The organism is Actinosynnema sp. NPDC059335, from assembly GCF_042752395.1.
In the GTDB taxonomy this organism is placed as follows: Bacteria; Actinomycetota; Actinomycetes; order Mycobacteriales; family Pseudonocardiaceae; genus Actinosynnema.
Window position 1 is genome coordinate 6,834 of record NZ_JBHYXZ010000036.1, and the last position, 23,932, is coordinate 30,765.

Sequence of the window (23,932 nt, forward strand, 5' to 3'; positions counted from 1 at the left end):
GGGGGGGGGGGGGGGGGGGGGGGGGGGGGGGGGCGGGGGCGCGCCCGCCCCCGGCCGCGCCCCCCCCCCCCCCGACCCGTCACCGTCGCCAGGAGAACAGCGCGTCACCCGAGGCGACCGGGCCGGCCGCCTCGTCCAGCAGCACCTCCGGCGTGGCGTCCAGCGCGATCACCGGGCAGATCGGCGCGAACCCCGCCGCCTCGACCTCCGCCGGGTCCCACGTCACCACGGGCTGACCCGCCCGCACCTCCTCCCCCTTGACCACGTGCAGCGTGAACCCCTCGCCCTTGCGCTTCACCGTGTCGATCCCGAGGTGGACCAACACCGCCGCACCGTCCGCCGTGGCCACGACGAACGCGTGCGGGTGCAGGGTGACCACGGTCCCGTCCACCGGCGACACCACGTCCGCCCGCCCGCGGTCCGGTTCGACCGCCACGCCCGGACCCACCATGGCCTGCGCGAACACCGGGTCCGGCACGTCGGTCAGCGGCACCACGCGGCCGCTCACCGGGCTCGCCACGCGCAGCGTCACAGCAGGTCCTCGATGTCGCTGGCGATCGTGTCGGCCTCGGGCCCCACGACCACCTGCACCACGTTGCCCGACCGCATCACGCCGTGAGCGCCCAGCCCCTTCAACGCCTTCTCGTCCACCAGGGAACCGTCTTCCAGCTCACAGCGCAGGCGCGTGATGCACGGCTCGATCTCCACGATGTTGTCCGCACCGCCGAGCGCGGCGAGGATCCGCTCCGCCTTGTCGTCCGCCACTTCAAGTCCTCTCTCGACACCTGGCCCGAGGGTGCCACCGCTCGGGCACGGTCCCGTAACGGCGGTTGACACCCGGTTGGCGCGCGGAGCATCCTCCCCGCACCAACTGGTCTAGACCGGAAAGTACCAATCCCGGTGTGGACGTGCGAGTGCCGGGGAGGTGTCATGAACCGCGACGAGATCGTCGAGGGGCCGAAGCCGAAGCACGCCCAGCTCCGCGACATCCTGCGGCGCATGGCCGAGCAGGAGCTGCCCCCCGGCTCGCCGATCCCGTCCGAGCGCGACCTCGCCCAGCGGTACGGGGTGTCGCGCATCACGGTCCGCGCGGCCGTCGGGCAGCTCGTCACCGAAGGGCTCCTCACCAGGGCCAAGGGCCGCGGCACGTTCACCGCCCGCCGGCGCATGGACGTGCAGCTCTACCTGGAGTCGTTCACCGACGACATGCGCCGCCGCGGCCTGACGCCCGCCACCGAGGTGCTGACCCGCGCCGTGCAGGCGCCTCCGCCGGAGGCCGCCGCCGCGCTGGGCCTGCCGCCCGGCGAACCCGCGTGCCGGCTCGTCCGGCTGCGCCTGGCCGACGGCGTGCCGCTGGCCGTCGAACGGGGCTGGTACAACCCGCGGGTCGTGCCCGGGCTCGAACGGCACGACCTCGACACCTCGCTGTACACGCTCATCGCCGACACCTACGGGGTCCAGCTCGACCACGCGCGCCAGACCGTGTGGGCCGAGGGCGCGGACCCCGCCACGGCGAAGCTGCTGGGCATCCGGCCCGGCGGCTCGCTGCTCGTCTTCCGCCGGGTCTCCAGCTCACAAGGCAGGCCCGTCGAGGACATGACCTCCTGGTACCGGGGCGATCTCTACCAGGTGACCATGCAACTGGACCGGACCGACCCGGGATCCGGACCGCACCACTCCGCCAAGGGAGGTACCCCATGAGCGCCAGCGCCCCACAGGCGACCGGCGGTCGTGAGATCAAGGGCCTGGCCGGGCTCCAGCGCTTCGGTCGCAGCCTCATGCTGCCGATCGCCGTGCTGCCGGCCGCCGCCCTTCTGCTGCGACTCGGCCAACCCGACATGCTGGGCGAGGAGGGCCTGGGCTGGAACAAGGTCGCCGCGGTCATCGGCAACGCGGGTGACGCGCTGTTCGCCAACCTGCCGCTGCTGTTCGCGGTGGGCATCGCGGTCGGCTTCGCCCGCCGCGGCGACGGTTCCACGGGGCTGGCCGCGGTCGTCGGCTACGTCGTGCTGCAGGGCGTGTTCAAGGCGATGTCGCCGCTGGTCCTGGACCAGCCGGAGGACCCGGCGGCCAAGGCCAACCTGATCGACTACCGGGTGCTCGGCGGCATCGTGGTGGGCCTCATCACGGCGGTGCTGTGGCAGCGGTACCACCGCATCAAGCTGCCCCCGTACCTGGCGTTCTTCGGCGGGCGGCGGTTCGTGCCGATCCTGGTGGCGGGCGTCATCACGATCGTCGGCGTGCTGATGGGCCTGGTGTACCCGGTCTTCGCCGCGGGCCTGAACAACGTCGGCGAGGCCATCACCGGCAGCACGATCCTCGGCGCGGGCATCTACGGCGTGGTGAACCGGCTGCTGATCCCGCTCGGCCTGCACCACATCGTCAACAACGTGCTGTGGTTCCAGTTCGGCGAGTTCGAGGGCAAGACCGGCGACATCCCGCGCTTCCTCGCGGGAGACCCGACCGCCGGCACGTTCCAGACCGGCTTCTTCCCGATCTTCATGTTCGCCCTCCCGGCGGCGGCGCTGGCCATCGTGCACACCGCCCGGCCGGGGCAGCGCAAGATCATCGCCGGCATCATGGGCTCGGCGGCGCTGACCGCGTTCATCACGGGCGTGACCGAGCCGCTGGAGTTCGCGTTCATGTTCGTGGCGTGGCCGCTGTACGTGATCCACGCGGTCCTGACCGGCACGTCGCTGGCCATCAGCAACGCGCTGGGCATCCACGACGGGTTCGGGTTCTCCGCCGGTGTCATCGACTACCTGCTCAACTTCAACATCGCGACCAAGCCGCTGCTGATCCTGGTGCTGGGCGTGATCTACGCGGCCGTCTACTACTTCCTGTTCCGCTTCGTGATCACGAAGTGGAACCTGAAGACGCCCGGCCGCGACGCGGACGAGGACCCGGAGGCCGACCAGAGCGTGGTGGACGGCAACGGCAAGCGGGACCGGGCCGCGAAGCGCGACGGGGAAGGCCGGTCGGACGCCACCGCGTCCTGACGGCGAGCCGAGAGCAACGAGAGGACGGGTCATGCCTGAGCGACGGGTCACCGTGGCGAGCAAGGTCGGACTGCACGCACGCCCTGCCGCGCTGCTGGCGAAGGCGGCGGCCGGGCAACCGGTCAAGGTCACCATCCGCAAGGACGACGGCCAACCGGTCGAGGCGGCGAGCGTGCTCGGCCTGATGACGCTCGGCGCGATGCACGGCGACGAGGTCGTCCTGGCCGCCGACGGCGAGGGCGCGGACGCCGCGCTGGAGGCGCTCGCGGAGATCATCGCCACCGACCTCGACGAGGGCTGATCCCTCGCACGCGCTCCACGGCGCGGGCAACTGCGAACAGCAGTGGTCGAGCGCGACCGCCGGGCCCCGTCCGCACCCCTGGGTGCGGGTGGGGCCCGGCGGCGTGTCCGGGTCGGTGTCAGCCCAGCTCGTCCAACGACCGCTCGACCTCCGCGGCCTCCACCGAGCGCCGCTGCCTGCGCAACGCGACCAGCGCCGCCTCCCACGCCCGCCGCGCGCCGCGGGCGAGGTGCAGCGACCCCATCCGGACCAGCGTGTCGGTCTCCTGGTAGTCGCTGCCCAGGTCCTGGAACAGGCTCAGCGCCCGCTGGTAGTGCTCCAGGGCGAGGTCGTGCCGGCCGGCGGCCTGCGCGATGAACCCCAGGCTCTCCAACGCGTTCGCCTGGCCGTTGCGGTCGTCCAGCTCCCGGTACAGCGCCAACGCGCGCTCGCAGTGCCCGGCGGCCTCGTCGAGGCGACCCAGCCGCGACTGGTACCAGCCGATGGCGTTCAACGCGTCCGCCTCGCCCGGCACGAACCCGCCGTCGCGGTACAGCGGCAGCGCCGCCAGGGCGTGCTCCAACGCCTCGGCGTCGTCGCCGCGGCGTTCCAGCACCCAGGCGAACGCGAGGTGGGTGCGCGCCTGCTCGACCCCGTCGCCCAGGTCCTCCAGCAGCCGCAGGGCCTCGCGCAGGTGCTCGACCGCGCGCGGCCCGTAGTCGTGCCGGGCGGCGATGTGCCCGAGGAACCGGTGGCACTTCGCGTCGAGCTTGAGGTCGCCGAGCCGTCGGGCGGCCGCCAGCGCCAGCTCCCAGGTGGCCCGGCTGTCGTCCGGGTCCGGCACGCGCAGCAGCTGGTAGGTCCGCAGCGCCTCGGCGAACCCGCCCACCTCGCGGTCCCAGCCCTGCCGCGCGCCGAGCCGCTGGGCGTCCAGCACCGCCGAGTGCTCCGCGTCGCACCAGGCCAGGGCCGCCTTCTCGGAGTCGAACGACAGCGGCTCGCAGTCCGACGGCGGCGGCCCGAGGCCGTCGAGCGGACGGGCGGGGTCCAGCACCGCCTGCGCGGCCGCGGTCGTGTGCAGGTAGAAGTCGACCATCCGGCGCACGGCGGACACCACCGACCCGGCCGGCTCGTCGTGCCGCGCCCGTTCCTCGGCGTAGAGCCGGACGAGGTCGTGCATCCGGAACCGGTCCGCCTCCTGCTCGTGCAGCAGGTTCCCCTGGCACAGCTCGGCCAGCTCAGCCCGCGCGACCGGCACGGACCGGCCCAGCAGCGCCGCCGCCGCCTCCACGCTGATCTCCGGGGTGCCCGCCGACAGCAGCCGGAACGCCCGCGCGGCCCCGTCCGGCAACGACCGGTAAGAGGACGCGAACACGGCGCGCACGCTGGCCGTGATCTCACCGGCCTCGAACGCGTCCAGCGGCGTCAGGTCGAGTTCCCGGGCCAGCTCGCCCAGCGGCAGGTCGGGCCGCACGGTGGCCCGCGCGCCCAGCACGCTGATCGCCAGCGGCAGCCCGGCCGACCGCTCGGCCAGCGCCCCCACCGCCTCGCGCTCGCGGTCGGCCCGCTCCGCGCCGATGTGGCGCACCAGCAGGTCGCGCGCCTCCGGCGGCGGCAGCACGTCCAGCGGCAGCGGCCGCGCGCCGTGGGTGGTGACCAGGCCGGGCAGGTGCCTGCGGCTGGTCACGACCACCGTGCACGCCGGTCCGCCGGGCACCAGGTCGGTCACCTGCTCGGAGTCGTAAGCGTTGTCCAGCAGCACCAGCAGTCGCCGGTCCGCGGTCAGGCTCCGGTACAGCCCCACCTGCGCCTCGTCGTCGCACGGGATCGCGTCCGGGTCGACCCCGAGCGCCTGGAGGAACGCCCGGATCACCGCGTGGGGCGACAACGGGGTGCCGGACGGGGTGAAACCGCGCAGGTTCGCGTAGAGCTGACCGTCCGGGAACCGGTCGGCGGCGCGGTGCGCCCAGTGCAACGCCAACGACGTCTTGCCGACGCCGCCGGGACCGATGATCGCCACCACGGTCGACCGGTCGCGCCCGGCCGCCGCCCGGTCGAGCCGGTCCAGCTCCGCGGCGCGACCGGTGAACAGCGGCGGTGGCGGCGGCAGTTGCCGCGGCACCGGAGGGCGGACCGCGGCCGGCGGCCCCGCCGGGACGTGCGCGGCCAGCGCCGGGTCGGAGGTCAGGATCCTCTGGTGCAGCCGCCGCAGCGGCGGGCTCGGGTCGGCGCCCAGCTCCTCCGAGAGCTGCCGCTGGACCCGGCGGTAGGCGTCGAGCGCCTCGCCCTGCCGGCCCGACCGGTACAGGGCGAGCATCAGCTGGCCGGCCAGCCGCTCGTCCAGGGGCCGCGCGGCGGCCTGCGCCGTGATGCCCGCCAACGCGGCCGAGTGCTCGCCGCGGCGCAGCATCGCGTCGTTGCGGTCCAGCTCGGCGCGCAGCCGCTCCTCGTCCGCCCGCGCCCGCACGCCCTCGACCCACGAGCCGTCCATCCCGGCCGCCACCGGACCGCGCCACAACCTCAGGGCCTCGTCGAACAACGCGAGCGCGCGCTCGTCGTCCGCCGCACGGGCCCGTTCGACCAGCCGGTGGAACCGGTGCAGGTCGGCCGCGTCCTCGTCGGCCTGGAGCACGTACCCGCCGCCCTGCCGGACCAGGTCCACGTCCGGCACGTCGGCCAGCACCGCGCGCAACCGGGACAGGTAGCTGTACAGCGAGTCACGGGCCGTGCGCGGCGGCACGTCCCACAGCCGGCCCACGAGCCGGTCCAGCGACACGGCCCGGTTCAGGTCCACCAGCAGCGCGGCCAGGACGTGCCGCTGCCGCGCGTGGCCGAGGTCGAGCCGACGACCTCCCACGTGCGCTTCGACCGGCCCGAGCAGCCGGAACCACACCCCCATCACGCCCCCGCCCGGCGCACCCGATTCGCCACAAGATAGCCACAAGATCGCCTGCCTAGCATCGAACCACGGCCACGGCACGCGCGCCCACACGGGCGGCGACGGCGGCCGGCCCGCCCCGGGGGGTGCGGGCCGGGTGTCGCGCCCGACGGCGGCGCGGGCCGGGCACGGCGCGGAACCGATCACAGGAGGGCAGTGGTGATGGCTGTTCACGTGCGCAGGAGCAGACCGGGGCCGGGCACGGCGCCGATGCGGTGCAACACCTCGCGGTGGCCCGCACCCGCTAGCACGGCAGGGGCAGGATGTCGCCCGTCGCGGCGCGCAACGCCCGGCGCATCGCCTCGCGCGGCGCGGGCAGGCCGGTGAACTGCTCGGCCTGGCCGAACGCCTGGTGCAGGAGCATGTCGAGCCCCGTCGCGGGGGTGCGGCCCCGCCGCAGCACCGCCGACGCCAACGGCGTCGGCCACGGGTGGTAGATCACGTCCAGGACGCACGGCGCCCCCGCCAGCGCCGGCGCGATCGGCTCCGTCGCGTCCGGCGGCACCGTGCTCACCAGCACGTCGCAGGAGTCGGCGAGCGCGGCGAAGTCCGCGGTGTCCCAGGTCACCACGTCCAGCGCCAGCCCCAGGCGGGACGCGCACGACTCCGCCTCGGCGGCCCGGCCCGCCGACCGCACCACCAGGGACACCGCGCGGACGCCGACCGACGCCAACGCCACCAGCGCCGCCGTGGCCGTGCCGCCCGCGCCCAGCAGCACCGCGCGGCTGCCGGACGTGAACCCGCACGACGCCCGCAACGCGCCCAGCACGCCGTCCACGTCGGTGTTGTCGGCCCGCCACCCGCCGTCCGCGGGCACCAGCGTGTTGGCCGCGCCCACCTGGACGGCCCGCGGGGTCGCCGCGCCGGCCACCGCCAGCGCCGCCCGCTTGTTCGGCATGGTCACCGACAGGCCCGCCCACGACGGGTCCAGGCCCCCGACCAGCGCCGCCACCTCGTCGGCGACGCACTCGACCCGGGTGTACGACCAGTCCGACAGCCCCAGCGCCGCGAACGCGGCGTTGTGCAGCACGGGGGACAACGAGTGGGCCACCGGCGAACCGATGACCGCCGCACGGCGCGCCACGGTCAGAAGACGCCTTCCGCACGGGCCTTGTCCGACACCGCCCGGTGCTCGTCGTAGGTGTTCGTGAAGCACGACTTGCCGTCCTTCTGGCACTTCACGAAGTACATCCACGGCCCCTCTTCGGGGCTGATCGCGGCCATGACCGCCTCGCGGCCGGGCGAGCCGATCGGCGTCGGCGGCAGGCCCTGCACCTGGTAGGTGTTGTACGGCCCGGACGCGGCCCGGTCCTCGTCGCTGGTGGTCAGGATCGGCCGGTCGAGCTTGTAGTTGACGGTGGAGTCCAGCTCCAGGCGCTGCGGCTTCGCGAGCCGGCTGTAGATCACCCGCGAGATCTTGCCGAAGTCGTCGGTGATGCCCTCCTTCTCGATGAGGGAGGCGACGACCAGCACCTCGTACGGGCGGAAACCCGTCTTGCCCGTGCCGGAGGGGATGCCGTAGCCCTGCAACCGGCCCAGGGACGTGGCGATCACGCTCTTGAGCAGCTCGACCGCGCTCGCGCCCGGCTTGAGGTGGTACAGGCCCGGCACGATGAGGCCCTCGATCCGGTTCTCCTTCGGCGCGTTCGCCACGTCGGGCGCCGCCCACTCCGGGATGCCCAGGGCGGCCGGGTCCGCGTTCTCCGCCGCGTCCCGCAGCTGCTCGGGCGTCACGCACTGCCGCGCGCCGTCCAGCTCGACGCACGACGCGTCGGACAGCAGCGACAGGATGCCCTTGGTGATCTTGCCGTCGAGGCCCGTGATGTCGTGCAGCACGAAGCCGCCCTTGACCTCCAGCGGCACGACCTTCGCCGCCGGGTCCACCATCCGGGCCACCGCGGCCGCGCCGGACATCTTGGTCTTCATCAGGTAGAACCCGGGCTGGATCGCGGTGACCCGCGCGTCCTCCGCGCCCGCCTCGGTGAACGCCCGCGCGCTGGCCACCACGCCCTGCTCCTTGAGCGTGGTCGCGATGGTGGTGACCAGGTCGCCGTCCTTGACCTCGACCACCACGTCCGCCTCGCCCGCGCCCGCGAAGTCGTCGTACGAGCCGATGCCGCTCAGCGTGCGGTACCCGTAGTACGCGCCGACGCCGCCGCCGGTCAGCACCAGGGCCACGACGACCCACAGGATCGTCCGCTTCCGCCTGCGCTTGGCCCGGCGGGCCGCGGCGTCGGCCTTGCCACGCGCCGCCCGCTCGTCGTGGCGCGTGTCGGGATCGGTGAACAACCCGAGGTCGTCGTTCACGAGCCGTCCTTAGCTCCGGGGGCCCGCTCCGCAGCGGATCGGGCCACTTGTCGCGCCCGCGCGTCCAGCCACGACTGCAGGATCTCGACCGCGGCAGCCTGGTCGACGACGGCGCGTTGCTTCTTGCCTCGCACCCCCCGCTCGGCGAGCACCCGGCTCGCCGTGACGGTGGTCAGCCGCTCGTCGGTGAGCCGCACCGGCACGGGTGCGACGCGCTCGGCCAACGCCGCAGCGTACGCCGCGGCCGTCTCCGCCGCCGGCCCGTGCCGGCCCGCCAGCGTGCGCGGCAGGCCGACCACGACCTCGACGACGTCGTGCTCCGCGACCAGACCGACCAGGTCCGCGAGATCCCGGTCGGTCTTCACGTCGCGTGCCAGGGTAACGAGCGGCGTGGCGAGGACCGCGCCCGGATCGCTCAACGCCACGCCCACGCGCACCGCGCCGACGTCGACGCCCAGCCTCCGGCCGAGGCCGGGGTCGTCGACGCCGGGTCGGTCAGCGCTGCTCAAGGGCGCGGTCCACCTCGGCGCGCAGGGCGGTGACGGCGTCCTCGATGCCGGCCGGGTTCGTGCCGCCGCCCTGGGCGAGGTCCGGCTTGCCGCCGCCGCGACCGCCCACGGCCGGGGCGAAGGCGGGCACCAGCTTGCCGGCGGCCCGGCCGCGGGCGCGGGCGGCGGCCGTGGTGGCCACCACGAAGCTGACCTTGTCGCCGTCCGGGGCGAACAGCCCGACCACGCCCGGCCGGTCGCCGAGCCGGTTGCGCACCTCGCCCGCGATGGTCCGCACGTCGGCGCCCGACGTGCCCTCCGGCAGCCGCAGCGCCACCAGGGCCACCCCGCGCACGTCCAGGGCCTGCTCGGCCAGCGAACCGGCGTTGGCCACGAGCTGGGCGGCCTTGACCTTCTCCAGCTCCTTCTCGGCCGCCCGCAGCCGCTCGACCAGGGCCTCGACCCGGGCGGGCACCTCGGCGTCCGGCACCTTGAGCAGGGTGGCGACGTTCTGCACCAGGGCCCGCTCCTGGGCCAGGTACTTGAATGCCTCGATGCCGACGTAGGCCTCGAGCCGGCGCACGCCGGAGCCCACGGACGACTCGCCGATCACCGTGATGGGGCCGATCTGGGACGAGTGCTCGACGTGCGTGCCACCGCACAGCTCCCGCGACCACGGGCCGCCGATCTCGACCACGCGCACGGTCTCGTCGTAGGTCTCGCCGAACAGGGCGACCGCGCCCATCTCCTGGGCGCCGCCCATGTCGGTGTAGACCACGCGCACCGGCAGGTCCTTGCGGACGGCCAGGTTGGAGACCTCCTCGATCTCGCTGCGCGTCTCCTCGGACAGGCCGCCGGTCCAGGCGAAGTCGAGCCGCAGGTAGCCCGGCTTGTTGTACGAGCCGCTCTGCAGGGCCGACGGGCCGAGCACCTGGCGCAGGGCGGCGTGCACGACGTGCGTGCCGGAGTGGCCCTGGCGGGCGCCGACGCGCCACTCCGGGTCCACCCGGGCCTCGACCTGCTCGCCCTCGACGACCTCGCCGCTGACCACGCGCACCTGGTGCACCCACAGCTTGCGAGCCACCTTCTGGACGTCCACGACCTCCAGCTCGGCGTTGGCGGTGACGATCGTGCCGGCGTCGCTCTCCTGGCCGCCGGACTCGGCGTACAGCGGGGTCCGGTCGAGCACGACCTCCACGATGTCGCCCTCGCGGGCCGACCTGACCCGCTTGCCGCCGCTGACGATGCCGCGCAGCGTGGCCTCGCTGGCCAGCTCGGTGTAGCCGGTGAACTCGGTGGCCCCCAGCTCCAGCAGCTCCCGGTACACGGTCTGGTCGCCGTGGCCGGTCTTCTTGCCGGCGGCGTCGGCCTTGGCGCGGGCGCGCTGCTCGGCCATCAGCTTGCGGAACCCGTCCTCGTCCACGGTGAGGCCGGCCTCGGCGGCCATCTCCAGGGTGAGGTCGAGCGGGAAGCCGTAGGTGTCGTGCAGCTGGAACGCCTTGTCGCCGGGCAGGGTGGCGCGGCCGTCGGCCTTGACCTGCTGGGCGGCCGTCTCGAAGATCCGCGACCCGGCGTCCAGGGTGCGCAGGAACGTGTCCTCCTCGGCCTTGAGCACCTGCTCGATCCGGGCGAAGCCGGAGACCAGCTCGGGGTAGGACGGGCCCATGGCGTCGCGCACGACCTCGGCGAACCGGACGAGCACCGGCTCGGTCACGCCGAGCAGGCGGGCGGAGCGCACGATGCGGCGCAGCAGGCGGCGCAGCACGTAGCCGCGGGCCTCGTTGCCGGGCGTCACGCCGTCACCGACCAGCAGCACACCCGAGCGGGCGTGGTCGGCGATGACGCGGAACCGCACGTCGTCGGTCTCGTTCGCGCCGTACCGGCGGCCGGAGAGCTGCTCGGCCTTGGTGATCACGGTGCGGACGAGGTCGGTCTCGTAGACGTTGTCGACGTCCTGGAGCAGCATGGCGACGCGCTCGACGCCCATGCCGGTGTCGATGTTCTTGTCCGGCAGCTCGCCGAGGATCGGGTAGTCCTTCTTGGCGCCGCCCTCGCCGCGGACGTTCTGCATGAAGACGAGGTTCCAGATCTCCAGGTACCGGTCCTCGTCGACGACCGGGCCGCCCTCCCGGCCGTAGGCGGGGCCGCGGTCGTAGTAGATCTCCGAGCACGGGCCGCACGGGCCGGGCACGCCCATCGACCAGTAGTTGTCCTCGATGTCGCGGCGCTGGATGCGCTCGGGCGGCAACCCGGCGACCTTCTGCCACAGGTCGGCGGCCTCGTCGTCGTCCAGGTAGACGGTCACCCAGATGCGGTCGGGGTCCAGGCCGTAGCCGCCGTCGTCGGTCGACTTGGTGACCAGGTCCCAGGCCAGCCGGATGGCGTCTTCCTTGAAGTAGTCGCCGAACGAGAAGTTGCCGGCCATCTGGAAGAACGTGTTGTGCCGGGTGGTCTTGCCGACCTCGTCGATGTCCGGCGTGCGCACGCACTTCTGGATGCTGGTCATGCGCGGGGCGGGCGGCGGGGCCTCGCCGAGGAAGTACGGCTTGAACGGCACCATGCCGGCGTTGACGAACAGCAGGTTCGGGTCGTCGAGCAGGAGCGAGGCGCTCGGCACGTACTTGTGGCCGGCGTTCTCGAAGTGCTCGCGGAAGCGCTTGATGATCTCGTGGGTCTGCACGGGTCTGTCCTTCTGGGTGGAAGTCACCGCCGGCGCGGCCGACGGGCGGGCAAGGGCGCGGCGAGGCGAACGAACGGCCTACCTGGCGTCGTTCGCCCTGCGCGCTCGCCGACCCGGCGTGAAGCCCGTCTGACGTTCCACGGTCTCTTGCAACTCCTGTTCGCGCTCGGACATTCCGGCGCGCACCTCCGCGCCGAAGGAGCCGATGGCGCCGGCCAGCTCGCGCAGGCCCTGCCCGACGTTCTCGCCGATGCCGGCGGGGGTGGCGGCGTGCGCGGCCTGACCCGCCTTGCGGGTGGCGAACACGCCCGCGGCGATGCCGAGCCCGAACCAGAACAGCCGCTTCATCGCCTGCCCCTGCGCCGCGTGTGCCTGCTGGGCAGTTCCTTGGCGGCCCGCCGGGCGCGGATGGCCTTGCTCACGCCGTAGGACAGGGCGGCGGCCTTGACCAGCGGCCCGCCCAGGGTGGCGGTGAACAGCGAGGTCAGCGCGGAGACGTTGCCGGTGACCGCGCGGGCGTTCGCGGTGATCCCGTCCACCCGCTCCAACTGCGTGTTCACGTGCGTGATCGTCGTGTTCGCGCCGGTGAAGATCGGGTCGCTGTTCTGGTGCGCCTTGCGGATGGCGATCGTGGCCTCGTCCAGCGTGCGGCCCAGCTTGATCAACGGGATCGCCAGCAGGAGCACAAGCAGCACGAACGCGCCGGCGGCGACCAGCGCGGCGATCTGCCCTGGCGACACGGATCCTCCTGGTGGATTGCGGGTGCCCGGATTGGCGGCACTCCAGCGTGGTGGCCAAGGTTACCGCGCCCCCGCGCGGGGGTCCGCACGAGATCGCGCCAGGCGCGCCCGGCCCGCGTGCCACCAGGTGGGACGGGCGGGCAAGACCCCCCATTTGGCCGTCGATTCGATCGTGGTCGCGGCGGCTAGCGTGGGCACGCGAGTGATCGTCACACCACGGACGGTCACGGAGGACTTGACACCGGGCCGAGTAGATGAGGTAAGCCTAACCTTAGTCGATCGTCGGAGGTGCCGTGTTCGCCGTCAGTCCCTCCGGGCGACCGATCCCGCCGGGCCGGCCCGCCGACGTGCTGGCGCGGGTCCGCCGGGCGCTCGGCGACCTGCCCGAGCACGGCCTCGGCGCGGAGGCCGCGCTGGCCCGCGTCACGACCGTCCTCGCCGACGGCGGCATCGACCTGACCAGCCCGTACGCCGCGGCCCACCTGCAACCGCCGCCGCTGGCCGTGGCCGTCACGGCGGACGCGCTGGCCGGCGCGGGCAACGCCTCGCTGGACACCTACGACTCCGGACCGGCCGCGCTGGCCGTGGAGCGGTGGGTGGTGGCGGCGCTGGCCCGGCTGGCCGGGTTCGGCGCGGACGCCGACGGCGTGTTCACCCCCGGCGGCACGCTGTCCAACCTGACCGCGCTGCTGCTGGCCCGGGACGCGGCGGCGGCCCGGCTCGGCGTCGACGTGCGGTCCGACGGGGTGGCCGCGCTGCCCGACCCGGTGGTGCTGTGCTCGGAACTCGCGCACTTCTCGGTCGCGCGGGCGTGCGCGGCGCTGGGCATCGGCGAGCGCGCGGTGCGGACCGTGGCGGTGGACTCGCGGCGGCGGATGCGGCCGGACGCGCTGGCCGCCGTGCTGCGCGCGGGCGGGACGCCGGTGGCCGTGGTGGCGACGGCGGGCACCACCGACTTCGGCTCGGTGGACCCGCTGCCGGAGCTGGCCGCGGTCGCCCGCCGGCACGGCGCGTGGCTGCACGTGGACGCCGCCTACGGCTTCGGCGCGGTGTTCTCGGCGAAGCTCGCGCGGCTGGTGGACGGGCTCGCGCTGGCCGACTCGGTGACCGCGGACCTGCACAAGATCGGCTGGCAGCCGGCGTCGGCGAGCGTGCTGCTGGTGCGCTCGGCGTCGTTGTTCGCGCCGCTGGAGCGGTCGGTGGCCTACCTCAACCCGGAGGACGACCGGGCCGAGGGCTACGACGGCGCGCTCGGCCGGTCGTTGCAGACCACGCGCCGGCCCGACGCGGTGAAGGTGGCCGCGACGCTGCTCGCGCTGGGCCGGGCCGGGCTGGGCGCGCTGGTGGACCGGTGCCACGAGCTGGCCCGGCACGCCGCCGCGCTGATCGCCGCCGACCCGGCGTTCGAGCTGGTCGGCGGCGCCACGCTGACCACGGTGGTGTTCCGCTACCGGCCCGCGGACGCCGCGCTGGCCGACCAGGTGAACGCGAGCCTGCGCCGGGCGCTGCTGCGGGCGGGCTCGGCGTTGATCGGCCGCACCGCGGTGGACAAGGCGACCTGCCTGAAGCTCACGCTGCTCAACCCGAACACCCGGGAGGCGGACCTGGTGGCGCTGCTGGCCCTGGTCCGCGAAGCCGGATCCGCCGCCGAACGACTGCTGGAGGGAGCCGCATGAAGCCGGATCCGCTGGAGGGCGACGCCCGGTCGACCGCGGAGCACGCGCACCTGGAGGCGTTGCTGCGCTGCTGGGTGCGGGAGCGGAACGTGCCGGTGGCCGAGCGGGTGCGCGTCGACGTGCTGGGGCTGCCGCTGGAGGCCGAGGTGCGGTACGCCTCGCCCACCGGGCGGCACCGGTTCGGGCCCGTGACGCTGGCGGGGCGGCCCGCCGACCCCGTGGTGGCCGCCGCGCTGGTGGCGTCCGAGCTGGGCGGCGACGTCGCCGACCTGGTCGAGCGCACGGCCGAGTCGGTGCGCCGGGTGGCCGGGTTCGTGGACCACCGGCGGCGCGCGCCCATCGGGCCCGCGGACCGGTTCCTGGACAGCGAGCAGCGGTTGATGCTCGGCCACCTGCACCACCCCGCGCCCAAGAGCCGCGACGGCCTGTCCGACACCGACAACGCCCGGTACGCGCCGGAGCTGCGCGGGTCGTTCCCGCTGTTCTGGTTCTCGGCGGCGGAGGAGGTCGTGTCGCACGACTCGGCGGCCGGGCCGGACGCGGTCACGCTGATGGCGACGCTGGCCGGGCGCGCCCCGGAGCCGGGCCGGGTGCTGGTGCCCGCGCACCCGTGGCAGGCGCACGACCTGCTGGGCAGACCCCGGATCGCGTCGCTGGTCTCGCGCGGGCTGCTGGAGCCGCTGGGCGAGTTCGGCCCGGCGTGGTCGCCGACGTCCAGCCTGCGCACGGTGTACCGGACCGGCGCGCCGGTGATGCTGAAGCTCTCGCTCGGCCTGCGGATCACCAACTCGCGGCGCGAGTCCACGGCCACCGAGCTGCGCCGGGGTCCGGAGGTGCACCGGCTGCTGGAGTCGGGCTACGCGGCGGGCACGGAGAAGGCGCACCCGGAGTTCAGCGTCGTGCGCGACCCGTCGTGGCTCGCGGTGGACGAGGGCGGCGACGTCACGGGGCTGGACGTGGCCGTGCGGGAGTCCCCGGAGGACCTGCGCGACTCGCGGTGCCTGGCCGGCATGGTCGCGCCGCGGCCGGGCATCGGCCGGTCGCTGCTGGGCGAGCTGGTGCTGCGCCTGAACGCGGCGGAGTGGGTGGCCGACTACACCGACCGGGTGCTGGTGCCGATGCTGCGGCTGTACGCGGAGACCGGCATCGGGCTGGAGGCGCACCAGCAGAACACGCTGGTGCGGCTGGACCCGGCGGGCCGGGTCGTCGGCGGGCGCTACCGGGACAACCAGGGCTACTACCTGGCGGCGTCGCACCTGCCGCGGGTGCTGGAGCGGCTGGGGGTCGAGGAGTCGACGCTGGCCGTGGTGGACGACGCGGTCGTGGACGACCGGCTCACCTACTACCTGCTGCGCAACCAGGCGCTGGCGGTGATCGGGTGCCTCGGCGTGGAGGGGCTGGCCGACGAACGGGACCTGCTCGGCGTGCTGGCGTCGCGGCTGGAGGCGGCGCTGCCGTCGCTGGCCGAGGCGGGTCCGGACGGCGACCGGCTGGCCCGGCGGTGGCTGGAGGCCGACGTGCTGCCGTGCAAGGCGAACCTGCTGACCCGGCTCGCGGGCATCGACGAGGTGCTCGCGCCGGTGGACGCGCAGTCGGTGTACTTCGACGCGCCCAACCCGTTGCGGGAGGCGCGGTGCGCCCGGTGAGCCACCTCGACGCCTACCGGCCGACCGACGACCTGTCCGGGGTGCCCGGTCCGCCGCTGCCCGTGCTGACCGGCGGCTGGCACGCCCGCGCGGTCGACCCGGACACCTCCGACCTGGACCTGGTGCACCGCTGGATGCAGGCGCCGCACGTGGCCGCGTTCTGGCACCAGGCGTGGCCGCGTGCCCGGTGGGAGCAGGAGCTGCGCGCGCAGCTGGCGGGCACGCACTCGCTGCCGGTGCTGGTGAGCCGGGGCGGCGACCCGGTGATCTACCTGGAGGTGTACCGGGCGGCGCGGGACGTGGTCGCGGGCGTCTACCCGGCCCGGCCGCACGACCTGGGGCTGCACGTCGCCGTGGGCGAGCTGGCGATGACCGGGCAGGGGTTGGTGCGCGAGGTGCTGCCGGAGGTGGCGCGGGCCCTGTTCGACGCCGACCCGCGGTGCACGCGGGTGCTGCTGGAGCCGGACGTGCGCAACCGCCGGGCGATCGCCTCGTTCACGGCGGCCGGGTTCGCGCCGGTCGGCGAGGTGCTGCTGCCGGACAAGGTGGCCGTGCTGATGGTCCGGACGCGATGACCGGCCGGGGACCGGTCGACGTGGTGGCGGTCGGGTGCGGTCCGTTCAACCTCGGGCTGGCGGCGCTCGCGTCCACCGTGGCGGACCTGGACGTGGTGGTGCTGGAGTCGCGGCCGGAGCTGCGCTGGCACAGCGGGATGATGTTCCCGGACGCGGTGCTTCAGGTCAGCTTCCTGGCCGACCTGGTGACGTTGGTCGACCCGACGCACCCGCTGTCGTTCCTGGCCTACCTGCGCGACGCGGGCCGGCTGTACCCGTTCTACGTGCGGGAGAGGTTCCACCCGACCCGCCGGGAGTACGAGGACTACCTGCGGTGGGCGGCGTCGCGGCTGCCGGTGCGGTTCTCGCACACCGTGACGTCGGTGCGGTGGGCGGGCGACCGGTTCGAGGTGTCGGGCCCGGGTTTCTCGGTCGACGCGCGGCACCTGGTGCTCGGCGTGGGCACCACGCCGTCGGTGCCGCCGGCGCTGGCCGGGCTCGGCGACCGGCTCGTGCACAGCGCCGACTACCTGCACCGGACGCCGTCCGCGCGGCGGGTGACGGTGGTGGGGTCGGGGCAGTCGGGCGCGGAGGTCGTGCTGGACCTGTTGCGGCGCAACCTCGACGGCGGGCCGGCGGTGGCGTGGCTGACCCGCACGCCGGTGTTCGCGCCGCTGGACTACACGAAGCTGGTGCTGGAGATGACCACGCCGTCGTACGTGCGGCACTTCCACTCGCTGCCGCAGGAGCGGCGGGACGCGGTGCGCGCCGAGCACTGGCGGCACTACCGGGCGATCTCCGCGGAGACCCTGGACGAGCTGCACGACCTGCTGTACCGGCGGGAGTGGGAGCGCGGGCTGGCGCCGGTCGAGCTGCGGCCGGGCGTGGAGGTCGTGTCGTCGTCGGTCGCGTCGGGCGAGGTGGTGCTGACGTGCCGGCACCGCGACACCGGGCGGGAGTTCCGGCACCGCACCGACGTGGTGGTGGCGGCGACCGGGTACGAGCAGGCGCCGACGCCGTTCCTGCAGCCGTTGGAGCCGCACGTGCGGCGGGATCCGCGGGGCCGGTACGTCGTCGCGCTGGACCACTCGATCGAGCTGGACCCGTCCGTCACCGGGCGGGTGTTCGTGGCCAACGCCGACCTGCACAGCCACGGCGTGGCCGCGCCCGACCTGGGCATCGGCGCGGTGCGCAACGCGACCATCGTGAACACCGTGACCGGCCGGGAGGTCTACCCGCTGCCCGAGCGCACCGCGTACACCAGCTTCGACGCGCCGGGGGACGACGGTGGCTGACCTGTGGCGCGAGTGCTCGGCGGCGTTGCTCGCCAAGGCCATCGGCGAGCTGTGCTTCGAGGGGTTGCTCACCCCGGTCGTCGGCGACGGCGGGTACGAGCTGCGGTTCGACGACGCGGTCTACGCGTTCTCCGCGACGCGCACGGCGTTCGGCGGGTGGGCGGTGCGGCCGGGGTCGGTGCGCCGGGCGGCGGCCGGGATCCTCGGGGACGACGTGGTGGAGCCGTGCGACGACGTGCAGCGGTTCGTGGTGGACGCGTTCCGGTTCCTGCGGGTGGACCCGGCCACGACCGCCGGGTTCCTGGCCGAGGTGACCTCGACCCTGGCCGCGGACGTGGCGCTGGCCTCGACCGCGCGGCCCTCGGCGGAGCTGGCGGCGTTGCCGCGGGCGGAGCTGGACGGGCACCTGACCGGGCACCCGTGGCTGATCGCGAACAAGGGCCGGGTCGGGTTCTCGGCGGACGACCTGGCCCGGCACAGCCCCGAGGCGCGCACGCCCGTGCGGCTGCCGTGGCTGGCCGTGCACCGGGGGCTGGCCGAGTTCCGCGGCACGTCCGACCTGTCGGAGGAGGGCGTGCGGGCGCACGAGCTGGACCCGGCGACGGTCGGGCGGTTCACCGGCGCGTTGCGGGAGGCCGGGGTGGACCCGGAGACCTACGTGTGGCTGCCCGTGCACCCGTGGCAGCTCGACCACGTGGTGCGGACGCTGTGGGCGCCGGAGCTGGCCACCGGCCGGATCGTGGAGCTGGGCGAGGCGCCGGACCGCTACCTGCCCACCCAGGCGATCCGCACCCTGTGCCCCGTGGACTCGCCCGAGCGGTACCAGGTGAAGCTGCCGCTGCGGGTGCTCAACACCTCGGTGTACCGGGGCATCCCGCCGCACTGCACGCTCGCCGCGCCGGTGGTCACGCAGTGGCTGCGCGGGTTGTGGCAGGCGGACGGGCTGATCGGGGGGTGGGGCACGGACCTGCTGGGCGAGGTCGCCTCGGTGACCGTCCGGCACCCGCAGCTCTCGCGGGCGGGCGACGTGCCGTACCAGTGGCTGGAGACCATGGGGTGCATCTGGCGCGAGCCCGTGGCGCTGCGGCCGGGCGAGCGGGCCTGGTCGTTGGCCGCCCTGCTGCACGTGGACCGCGCGGGCCGGCCGCTGGTGCTGGAGTACGTCGGGGCGACGGACCCGGAGGTGTGGTTCGCCGCGCTGCTGCGCGCGTTGTTCCGGCCGTTGCTGCACGTGCTCTACACGTACGGGATCACGTTCAACCCGCACGGCGAGAACGTCGTGGTGATCACCGACGCCGACCACGTGCCGGTCCGGGTCGCCCTGCTCGACCTGGTGGACGACGTGAACGTGTCCGTGGAGCGGGTGCCGGCGCGGGGCCCGGAGCCGGACGCGCACGACCCCGTGCTGCCGCGCAAGCCGTGGCCGGTGCTGCGCCAGTACGTCGTGGACGCCCTGCTGGTCGGCGTGTTCCGCCCGCTGTCCGCCCTGCTGCCGCTGCCCGGCGACCGCTTCTGGGGCATGGTGCGCGGCGAGGTCGACGCCTACCGCGCCCGCTTCCCCGCCCTCGCGGACCGGATGGACGAGGGCTCGCTCACGGGCCCGGAGTTCCTCCGCTACCCGCTCAACGGCTACCGGATCACCCTGGGCTACCGCGACCTGGCCGCCCGCCCGCCCGTGCCGAAGACCGACACCCTGCCCAACCCGCTGCACGAGGCGGTGCCGATCCCCCCGGCGGACGGCTGGTGAGGGGTCGGCCGCCCCGTCCGGTATCCCCGGCCGGGCGAGGCGGCCGGAGTCCTAGGGGCGGGCCAGGGTCAGGTAGGCGAAGCCCAGTTCGCCCCGGTAGCCCCTGAGCCAGGCGTCGCGGTGGTCGTCGACGAGCGCCCGGACCTCGGCCGCCTCCGGGTGGTCGGGGTGCTCCAGCAGCCAGTGCTCGCGCGCGGCGCACCAGCGGGACTCGAAGGTGTCCCACTCGTCCCGGGTCGCGGTGGCGAGGGCGAGCAGGCGGTAGCCGCGGGCCAGGGCCAGGTCCACCAGGTCCGCCAGGCCGCCGACCACCTCGTCGCCGAAGACCTCCCGGGACCGGGGGCTCGGCGGGCGTTCCCAGAAGCCGTCGCCGAGCACCAGCGTGCCGCCGGGGCGGACGCGGGCGTGCAGGGCGTCCAGCGCCGCCGCGGTGCCGCCCCACGCGTGGGACGCGCCGATCGAGATCGCCACGTCGGCGGGTGTCGCGGACCACGTGGTGACGTCCGCGAGGTCGAGCGTGACGCGGGACGCCAGGCCCCTGGCCTCGACGTTCGCCCGGCCGCGGGTGATCGCGCGCTCGTCGCTGTCCACGCCCAGGCCCCGCGCGCCCGGCACGTGCTCCACCGCCCTGAGCAGCAGTTCCGCCCAGCCGCAGCCGTAGTCGACCACCGCGTCCCCGGACCGCAGGCGCAGGCCGGCGACCAGGTCGTGCGCCTTGGCGTCCGACAGCGGCGCGTTGAAGTCGAGCAGGGCGTGGCCGTTCAGGGGTGCGTCCGTCACGGGCCACACCGTGTCAGAACCCGGATCGATCGGAAACGGATTTACTCCTCGCCGCGCACCACCCGGCGCAGCTTGGGCAGGCGTTCGGCGATCACCCGCTCCGCGCCCCGGCCGGTCGGCTGGTAGTAGTCGCGCCCGACCAGGTCGTCCGGCGGGTACTGCTGGGTCAGCACGCCCTCCGGCACGTCGTGCGGGTAGCGGTAGCCCCGGGCGTTGCCGAGCTTCGCCGCGCCCGCGTAGTGGCCGTCCCGCAGGTGGGCGGGCACCGAGCCGATCGCGCCCTTGCGGACGTCGGCCATGGCCTCGCCGATCGCGGTCGTCACGGCGTTCGACTTGGGCGCGGTGGCCAGGTGGATGGTGGCCTGCGCGAGGTTCAGCGCGCACTCGGGCAGCCCGATGAGCTGCACGGCCTGCGCGGCGGCCACGCAGGTCTGCAACGCGGTGGGGTCGGCCATGCCCACGTCCTCGCTGGCGTGGATCACCAGCCGCCGCGCGATGAACCTCGGGTCCTCCCCCGCCTCGATCATCCGGGCCAGGTAGTGCAGCGCCGCGTCCACGTCGGAACCGCGGATCGACTTGATGAACGCGCTGGTCACGTCGTAGTGCTGGTCGCCCTGCCGGTCGTAGCGGACGGCCGCCTTGTCGACCGTCGCCTCCAGCGTCGCCAGGTCCAGCGAGCCGCCCTCGCCGACCGCGTCCGCCGCCGCCTCCAGCGCCGTCAGCGCGCGCCGGGCGTCGCCGCCGGCCAGCCGGACCAGGTGGTCCTCGGCGTCGGGCTCGACGGTGATCGCGCCGCCGAGACCCCGTTCGTCGGCCACCGCCCGCCGGACCAGCGCGCGCACCGCCTCGTCGGTCAACGGGCGCAGTTGCAGCACCAGCGACCGGGACAGCAGCGGCGAGACGACGGAGAAGAACGGGTTCTCCGTGGTGGCCGCGACGAGCAGCACGATCCGGTCCTCGACCGCGCCGAGCAGGGCGTCCTGCTGGGTCTTGGAGAAGCGGTGCACCTCGTCGATGAACAGCACGGTCGACTCGCCGGAGCGGACCAGGCGGCGGCGTGCCTCCTCGATGACCGCGCGCACCTCCTTCACGCCCGCCGACAGCGCGGAGAGCGCGGCGAACCGCCGGCCGGTGGCCTGCGAGACGAGCGTGGCCAGCGTGGTCTTGCCCGTGCCCGGCGGGCCGTAGAGCATGACCGAGGCGGGCGACGAGCCCTCCACCAGCCTGCGCAGCGGCGCGCCCGGTCCGAGCAGGTGGTCCTGCCCCACCACCTCGTCCAGGGTGCGCGGGCGCATCCGCACGGCCAGCGGCGCGTGGGCGGCGATGCGCGCCGCCTTCTCCTCCGGGTCGACGCCGAACAAGCCGTCGTCGAACAGGCCCTCGTTCACGTGTTCGACTGTAGCTCCCCCGTGCACAGCCGCTGTCCGAGCGTGCAACGGCGGTTCCGTCGCTGGTCACGGTGGGTGCAGGGTGTGCGGCATGAGCACGTTGAGCCCGGAGCGGATCGCCCGGCACGCCCACGACGCGGGGTTCCGCGGGCAGGACCTGACGATCGCGGTCGCGGTCGCGCTGGCCGAGTCCGGCGGCGACCCCCGCGCGCACAACCCCACCCCGCCGGACAACTCCTACGGCCTCTGGCAGATCAACATGCTGGGCTCGCTGGGGCCGGCGCGGCGGCGCGAGTTCGGGCTGGAGTCGAACCGGGAGCTGTTCGACCCGGCGGAGAACGCGCGTGCGGCGCACCGGATCTCCGGCGAGGGCCGCTCGTGGACGCCGTGGACGACGTACACGAGCGGCGCTTACAAGCGGCACCTGGACGAGGCGCGGCGGGGCGTCGAGGCGATGAAGCGCGGCGGCTCCCGCGGCGGGTCGGGCGGCGGCGGGTCGGGCGGGGGCTCGCGCGGCGGCGGGTTCTCGGTCGACGTGGACGTGCTGCGCGACTACGCCCGGCGGACGCGGAACTCGGCCGACGACCTCACCGCGCTGGGCCGGCGGCACGTGCGCGAGGTGCGGGAGATCGCCGACGACAGCTTCGGGCGGATCGGCAGGCAGTCCGGGTTCGCCGACGCGCTGGACAACTTCGGCGCGGCGCTGCGCAGGCAGGTCAAGGCGGTGGCGCACAACACCGAGGCGCTGGCCACGTCCGCCGGTCGGTCCGCCCGCGCGTACAAGGAGCAGGACGACGACGTCGCCGGCTCGTTCCGCGGCGGCCTCACCGGCGGAGGGGAGGCGTAGTGGACACCCGAGCGATGGCCCGGCACTTCGCCGAGAGCATGATCGGCCACCGGAACTCGTTGGCGGGCAAGGCCGAGGACGCGGTGAAGGTCCAGTACGCGCTGCACCGGACCGCCGCCGGGCTCACCGACCAGCACGACGACCAGCGCAGGGCCGCCAAGGCGGTGCTGGAGCGCTGGAAGGGCGACAACTCCGAGGGGTTCGAGAGGCGGTCGAACCGGCTGGTTCGGCAGGTGCGGGTGACCGCGGACGCCGCGCGGGACGCGGAGAAGATCGTCGCGGGCGTCACCAGCGCGCTGACGACCGGGCACACGCGGGCGCGGCAGGCCGTGGACGAGTACCTCGACAAGGCGACCCGGCTGCTGGACGTCGGCAAGTCCGTCGGCACGCAGGCCGCGCTGCTCAAGGCCGTGGCGCAGGCGGCGGACCTGGAGCCGAGGTACACGAAGGAGACCGCCGAGGCGGTGCGGCACACGCGCGGCGAGCTGGAGGACGCCGCCCGGAGGCTGCGCGCGTTGGAGAAGGAGGTCGAGCACGACGGCGTCGCGGACGGCCGGGCGGAACGCACCCGCGGTCGCACCAGGCCGTCGCGCGCCCGGGCCCGCGGCCGGTCGCGGACGATCATCTCGGCCGCCCGGCGGGAACTGGGCACGCGGGAGAGCCCGCCCGGCAGCAACCGCAACCCGTACGGGCCGACGGCGGCGTGGTGCTCGTCGTTCGCCACGGCGATGTGGCGCAAGGCGGGGGTGGACATCCCGCTGCTGCCGTTCACCGGCGACGTGTTCCGGTGGGGGCAGCGCAACGGCAAGGCGTACACGTCGCTGAGCGCGGTGCGGCCGGGTGACGTGCTGCTGTTCGGGAGCGGGCCGAGCAGCCCGGCGACCAGCACGCACATCGGGATCGTGGAGAAGGTGTCCGGCGGGACCGTGACGCTGATCGAGGGGAACTCGGGCGACGCCGTGCGGCGCAACACGCACCGGCTCAGCTCGGCGACGTTCTACGGAGGGGTGCACCCGTGATCACGGGCAACGCGCACGACCCGGACACCGGGATCGTGGTGGAGGTGGGTCCCGGCGGCGGGTTGCGCGACCTGGCGCTGGACTCGCGGTCGGTGCGGCTGGGGCCGTCGGGGCTCGCGCGGGCGATCCTGGCGCTGGTCGACACGGCGACGGCGCGGGCGAACGCGCGGGTCCGGCACGCGGTCGGCGACGACGTGGCCGCGTTGGGGCTGGACGTGCGGGCGCCGCTGGTCGAGTCGGTGGAGGACACCACTCCCGCGACGTGGCGGGTGTGATGGGCCTCGGCGAGCGGTTGGACGCGGTGCGGGCGGAGGCGTCGGCGTCCGGGGTGGCGGTCGTGGTCGACCTGCACGGGAAGCTGGTGGACCTGTCGTTCACGCGGGAGGCGCTGGCCGTGCGGCCGGACGAGCTGGCCCGCGTCGTGCGGCGCCTGGCCGACGAGGCCGCGGCGGCGGCCGTGGCCGAGGGCATGGCGATCCTGTCCGACGTCGTCCCCCCGGACCTGCTGACGTCCTGAACGGTGAACTCGGGGTACCCGAACGTAGGAC

The 23,932-nt window shown here is 74.5% G+C and carries 23 protein-coding genes; 12 read left to right on the top strand and 11 right to left on the bottom strand.

Features of this window, described 5'->3' with window-relative positions; translation table 11 throughout:
- Positions 1–79: 79 nt before the first annotated feature.
- A complete protein-coding gene (locus ACFXGA_RS13795) occupies positions 80–532 on the bottom strand; it encodes a PTS glucose transporter subunit IIA (RefSeq protein ID WP_378087601.1) in 453 nt (150 codons plus the stop codon).
- The gene (locus ACFXGA_RS13800; protein WP_053721653.1) at positions 529–765 is read right to left on the bottom strand and encodes a glucose PTS transporter subunit EIIB; all 237 of its coding nucleotides are present in this window, start codon (positions 763–765) and stop codon (positions 529–531) included. The genes ACFXGA_RS13795 and ACFXGA_RS13800 overlap by 4 nt, the downstream gene beginning before the upstream one ends.
- Positions 766–930: 165 nt before the next feature.
- Here ACFXGA_RS13800 and ACFXGA_RS13805 point away from each other — a divergent pair, with 165 nt between their 5' ends.
- Genes ACFXGA_RS13805 through ACFXGA_RS13815 form a run of 3 tightly spaced genes read left to right on the top strand, consistent with a single transcriptional unit; the run spans position 931 to position 3,300 of the window.
- Positions 931–1,701, top strand: coding sequence for a GntR family transcriptional regulator (locus ACFXGA_RS13805; protein ID WP_378087603.1), 771 nt, complete (start codon positions 931–933; stop codon positions 1,699–1,701).
- Positions 1,698–2,999, top strand: coding sequence for a PTS transporter subunit EIIC (locus ACFXGA_RS13810; protein ID WP_378087605.1), 1,302 nt, complete (start codon positions 1,698–1,700; stop codon positions 2,997–2,999). The genes ACFXGA_RS13805 and ACFXGA_RS13810 overlap by 4 nt, the downstream gene beginning before the upstream one ends.
- A gap of 31 nt (positions 3,000–3,030) precedes the next feature.
- Positions 3,031–3,300 (top strand): HPr family phosphocarrier protein, encoded by a 270-nt coding sequence (locus tag ACFXGA_RS13815; RefSeq protein ID WP_378087607.1) that lies wholly within the window; start codon positions 3,031–3,033, stop codon positions 3,298–3,300.
- Between the two features lie 118 nt (positions 3,301–3,418).
- Here the strand turns inward: ACFXGA_RS13815 and ACFXGA_RS13820 are convergent, their stop codons facing one another.
- From ACFXGA_RS13820 to ACFXGA_RS13850, 7 genes are all read right to left on the bottom strand, one after another.
- Positions 3,419–6,178 (bottom strand): BTAD domain-containing putative transcriptional regulator, encoded by a 2,760-nt coding sequence (locus ACFXGA_RS13820; protein ID WP_378087608.1) that lies wholly within the window; start codon positions 6,176–6,178, stop codon positions 3,419–3,421.
- A gap of 283 nt (positions 6,179–6,461) precedes the next feature.
- Positions 6,462–7,268: a shikimate dehydrogenase gene (locus ACFXGA_RS13825; protein WP_378087612.1), complete on the bottom strand. Its 807-nt coding sequence runs from the start codon at positions 7,266–7,268 to the stop codon at positions 6,462–6,464.
- A 35-nt stretch (positions 7,269–7,303) separates the two neighbouring features.
- On the bottom strand, positions 7,304–8,524 hold the full coding sequence (gene mltG / locus ACFXGA_RS13830; protein ID WP_378087614.1) for an endolytic transglycosylase MltG: 1,221 nt from the start codon (positions 8,522–8,524) through the stop codon (positions 7,304–7,306).
- Positions 8,521–9,033 carry a Holliday junction resolvase RuvX gene (ruvX, locus tag ACFXGA_RS13835; protein WP_378087616.1) on the bottom strand — a complete coding sequence of 171 codons (513 nt, stop codon included), beginning with the start codon at positions 9,031–9,033 and terminating at the stop codon, positions 8,521–8,523. Before ruvX ends, mltG begins: the two co-directional genes overlap by 4 nt.
- Positions 9,020–11,692, bottom strand: a complete 2,673-nt coding sequence (gene alaS, locus ACFXGA_RS13840; protein ID WP_378087618.1) for an alanine--tRNA ligase — start codon at positions 11,690–11,692, stop codon at positions 9,020–9,022. Before alaS ends, ruvX begins: the two co-directional genes overlap by 14 nt.
- A 78-nt stretch (positions 11,693–11,770) precedes the next feature.
- Positions 11,771–12,040, bottom strand: coding sequence for a hypothetical protein (locus ACFXGA_RS13845; RefSeq protein WP_378087620.1), 270 nt, complete (start codon positions 12,038–12,040; stop codon positions 11,771–11,773).
- A complete protein-coding gene (locus ACFXGA_RS13850; RefSeq protein WP_378087622.1) occupies positions 12,037–12,432 on the bottom strand; it encodes a DUF948 domain-containing protein in 396 nt (131 codons plus the stop codon). Before ACFXGA_RS13850 ends, ACFXGA_RS13845 begins: the two co-directional genes overlap by 4 nt.
- Before the next feature lie 293 nt (positions 12,433–12,725).
- Between ACFXGA_RS13850 and ACFXGA_RS13855 the strand changes: the two genes are divergently transcribed.
- The 5 genes from ACFXGA_RS13855 to ACFXGA_RS13875 are packed head-to-tail and all read left to right on the top strand — an operon-like array spanning position 12,726 to position 19,350.
- Positions 12,726–14,108, top strand: a complete 1,383-nt coding sequence (locus ACFXGA_RS13855; RefSeq protein ID WP_378087624.1) for a pyridoxal phosphate-dependent decarboxylase family protein — start codon at positions 12,726–12,728, stop codon at positions 14,106–14,108.
- A complete protein-coding gene (locus ACFXGA_RS13860; protein WP_378087626.1) occupies positions 14,105–15,754 on the top strand; it encodes an IucA/IucC family protein in 1,650 nt (549 codons plus the stop codon). Before ACFXGA_RS13855 ends, ACFXGA_RS13860 begins: the two co-directional genes overlap by 4 nt.
- A complete protein-coding gene (locus ACFXGA_RS13865) occupies positions 15,751–16,329 on the top strand; it encodes a GNAT family N-acetyltransferase (protein ID WP_378087628.1) in 579 nt (192 codons plus the stop codon). Before ACFXGA_RS13860 ends, ACFXGA_RS13865 begins: the two co-directional genes overlap by 4 nt.
- On the top strand, positions 16,326–17,603 hold the full coding sequence (locus tag ACFXGA_RS13870) for a lysine N(6)-hydroxylase/L-ornithine N(5)-oxygenase family protein (RefSeq protein ID WP_378087630.1): 1,278 nt from the start codon (positions 16,326–16,328) through the stop codon (positions 17,601–17,603). Before ACFXGA_RS13865 ends, ACFXGA_RS13870 begins: the two co-directional genes overlap by 4 nt.
- Positions 17,596–19,350 (top strand): IucA/IucC family protein, encoded by a 1,755-nt coding sequence (locus ACFXGA_RS13875; protein WP_378087632.1) that lies wholly within the window; start codon positions 17,596–17,598, stop codon positions 19,348–19,350. The genes ACFXGA_RS13870 and ACFXGA_RS13875 overlap by 8 nt, the downstream gene beginning before the upstream one ends.
- A 51-nt stretch (positions 19,351–19,401) precedes the next feature.
- On the opposite strand, the gene ACFXGA_RS13880 is transcribed toward ACFXGA_RS13875, so the two are convergent.
- Positions 19,402–20,130, bottom strand: coding sequence for an SAM-dependent methyltransferase (locus tag ACFXGA_RS13880; protein WP_378087634.1), 729 nt, complete (start codon positions 20,128–20,130; stop codon positions 19,402–19,404).
- Positions 20,131–20,171: 41 nt separating this feature from the next.
- Positions 20,172–21,518 (bottom strand): replication-associated recombination protein A, encoded by a 1,347-nt coding sequence (locus ACFXGA_RS13885; RefSeq protein ID WP_378087636.1) that lies wholly within the window; start codon positions 21,516–21,518, stop codon positions 20,172–20,174.
- Positions 21,519–21,609: 91 nt separating this feature from the next.
- Here ACFXGA_RS13885 and ACFXGA_RS13890 point away from each other — a divergent pair, with 91 nt between their 5' ends.
- Genes ACFXGA_RS13890 through ACFXGA_RS13905 form a run of 4 tightly spaced genes read left to right on the top strand, consistent with a single transcriptional unit; the run spans position 21,610 to position 23,901 of the window.
- Positions 21,610–22,365, top strand: a complete 756-nt coding sequence (locus ACFXGA_RS13890; RefSeq protein WP_378087638.1) for a type VII secretion target — start codon at positions 21,610–21,612, stop codon at positions 22,363–22,365.
- The gene (locus ACFXGA_RS13895) at positions 22,365–23,384 is read left to right on the top strand and encodes a CHAP domain-containing protein (RefSeq protein WP_378087640.1); all 1,020 of its coding nucleotides are present in this window, start codon (positions 22,365–22,367) and stop codon (positions 23,382–23,384) included. The genes ACFXGA_RS13890 and ACFXGA_RS13895 overlap by 1 nt, the downstream gene beginning before the upstream one ends.
- The gene (locus ACFXGA_RS13900) at positions 23,381–23,659 is read left to right on the top strand and encodes a YbaB/EbfC family DNA-binding protein (protein WP_378087642.1); all 279 of its coding nucleotides are present in this window, start codon (positions 23,381–23,383) and stop codon (positions 23,657–23,659) included. Before ACFXGA_RS13895 ends, ACFXGA_RS13900 begins: the two co-directional genes overlap by 4 nt.
- Positions 23,647–23,901, top strand: coding sequence for a hypothetical protein (locus ACFXGA_RS13905; RefSeq protein WP_378087645.1), 255 nt, complete (start codon positions 23,647–23,649; stop codon positions 23,899–23,901). Before ACFXGA_RS13900 ends, ACFXGA_RS13905 begins: the two co-directional genes overlap by 13 nt.
- Positions 23,902–23,932: the final 31 nt, after the last annotated feature.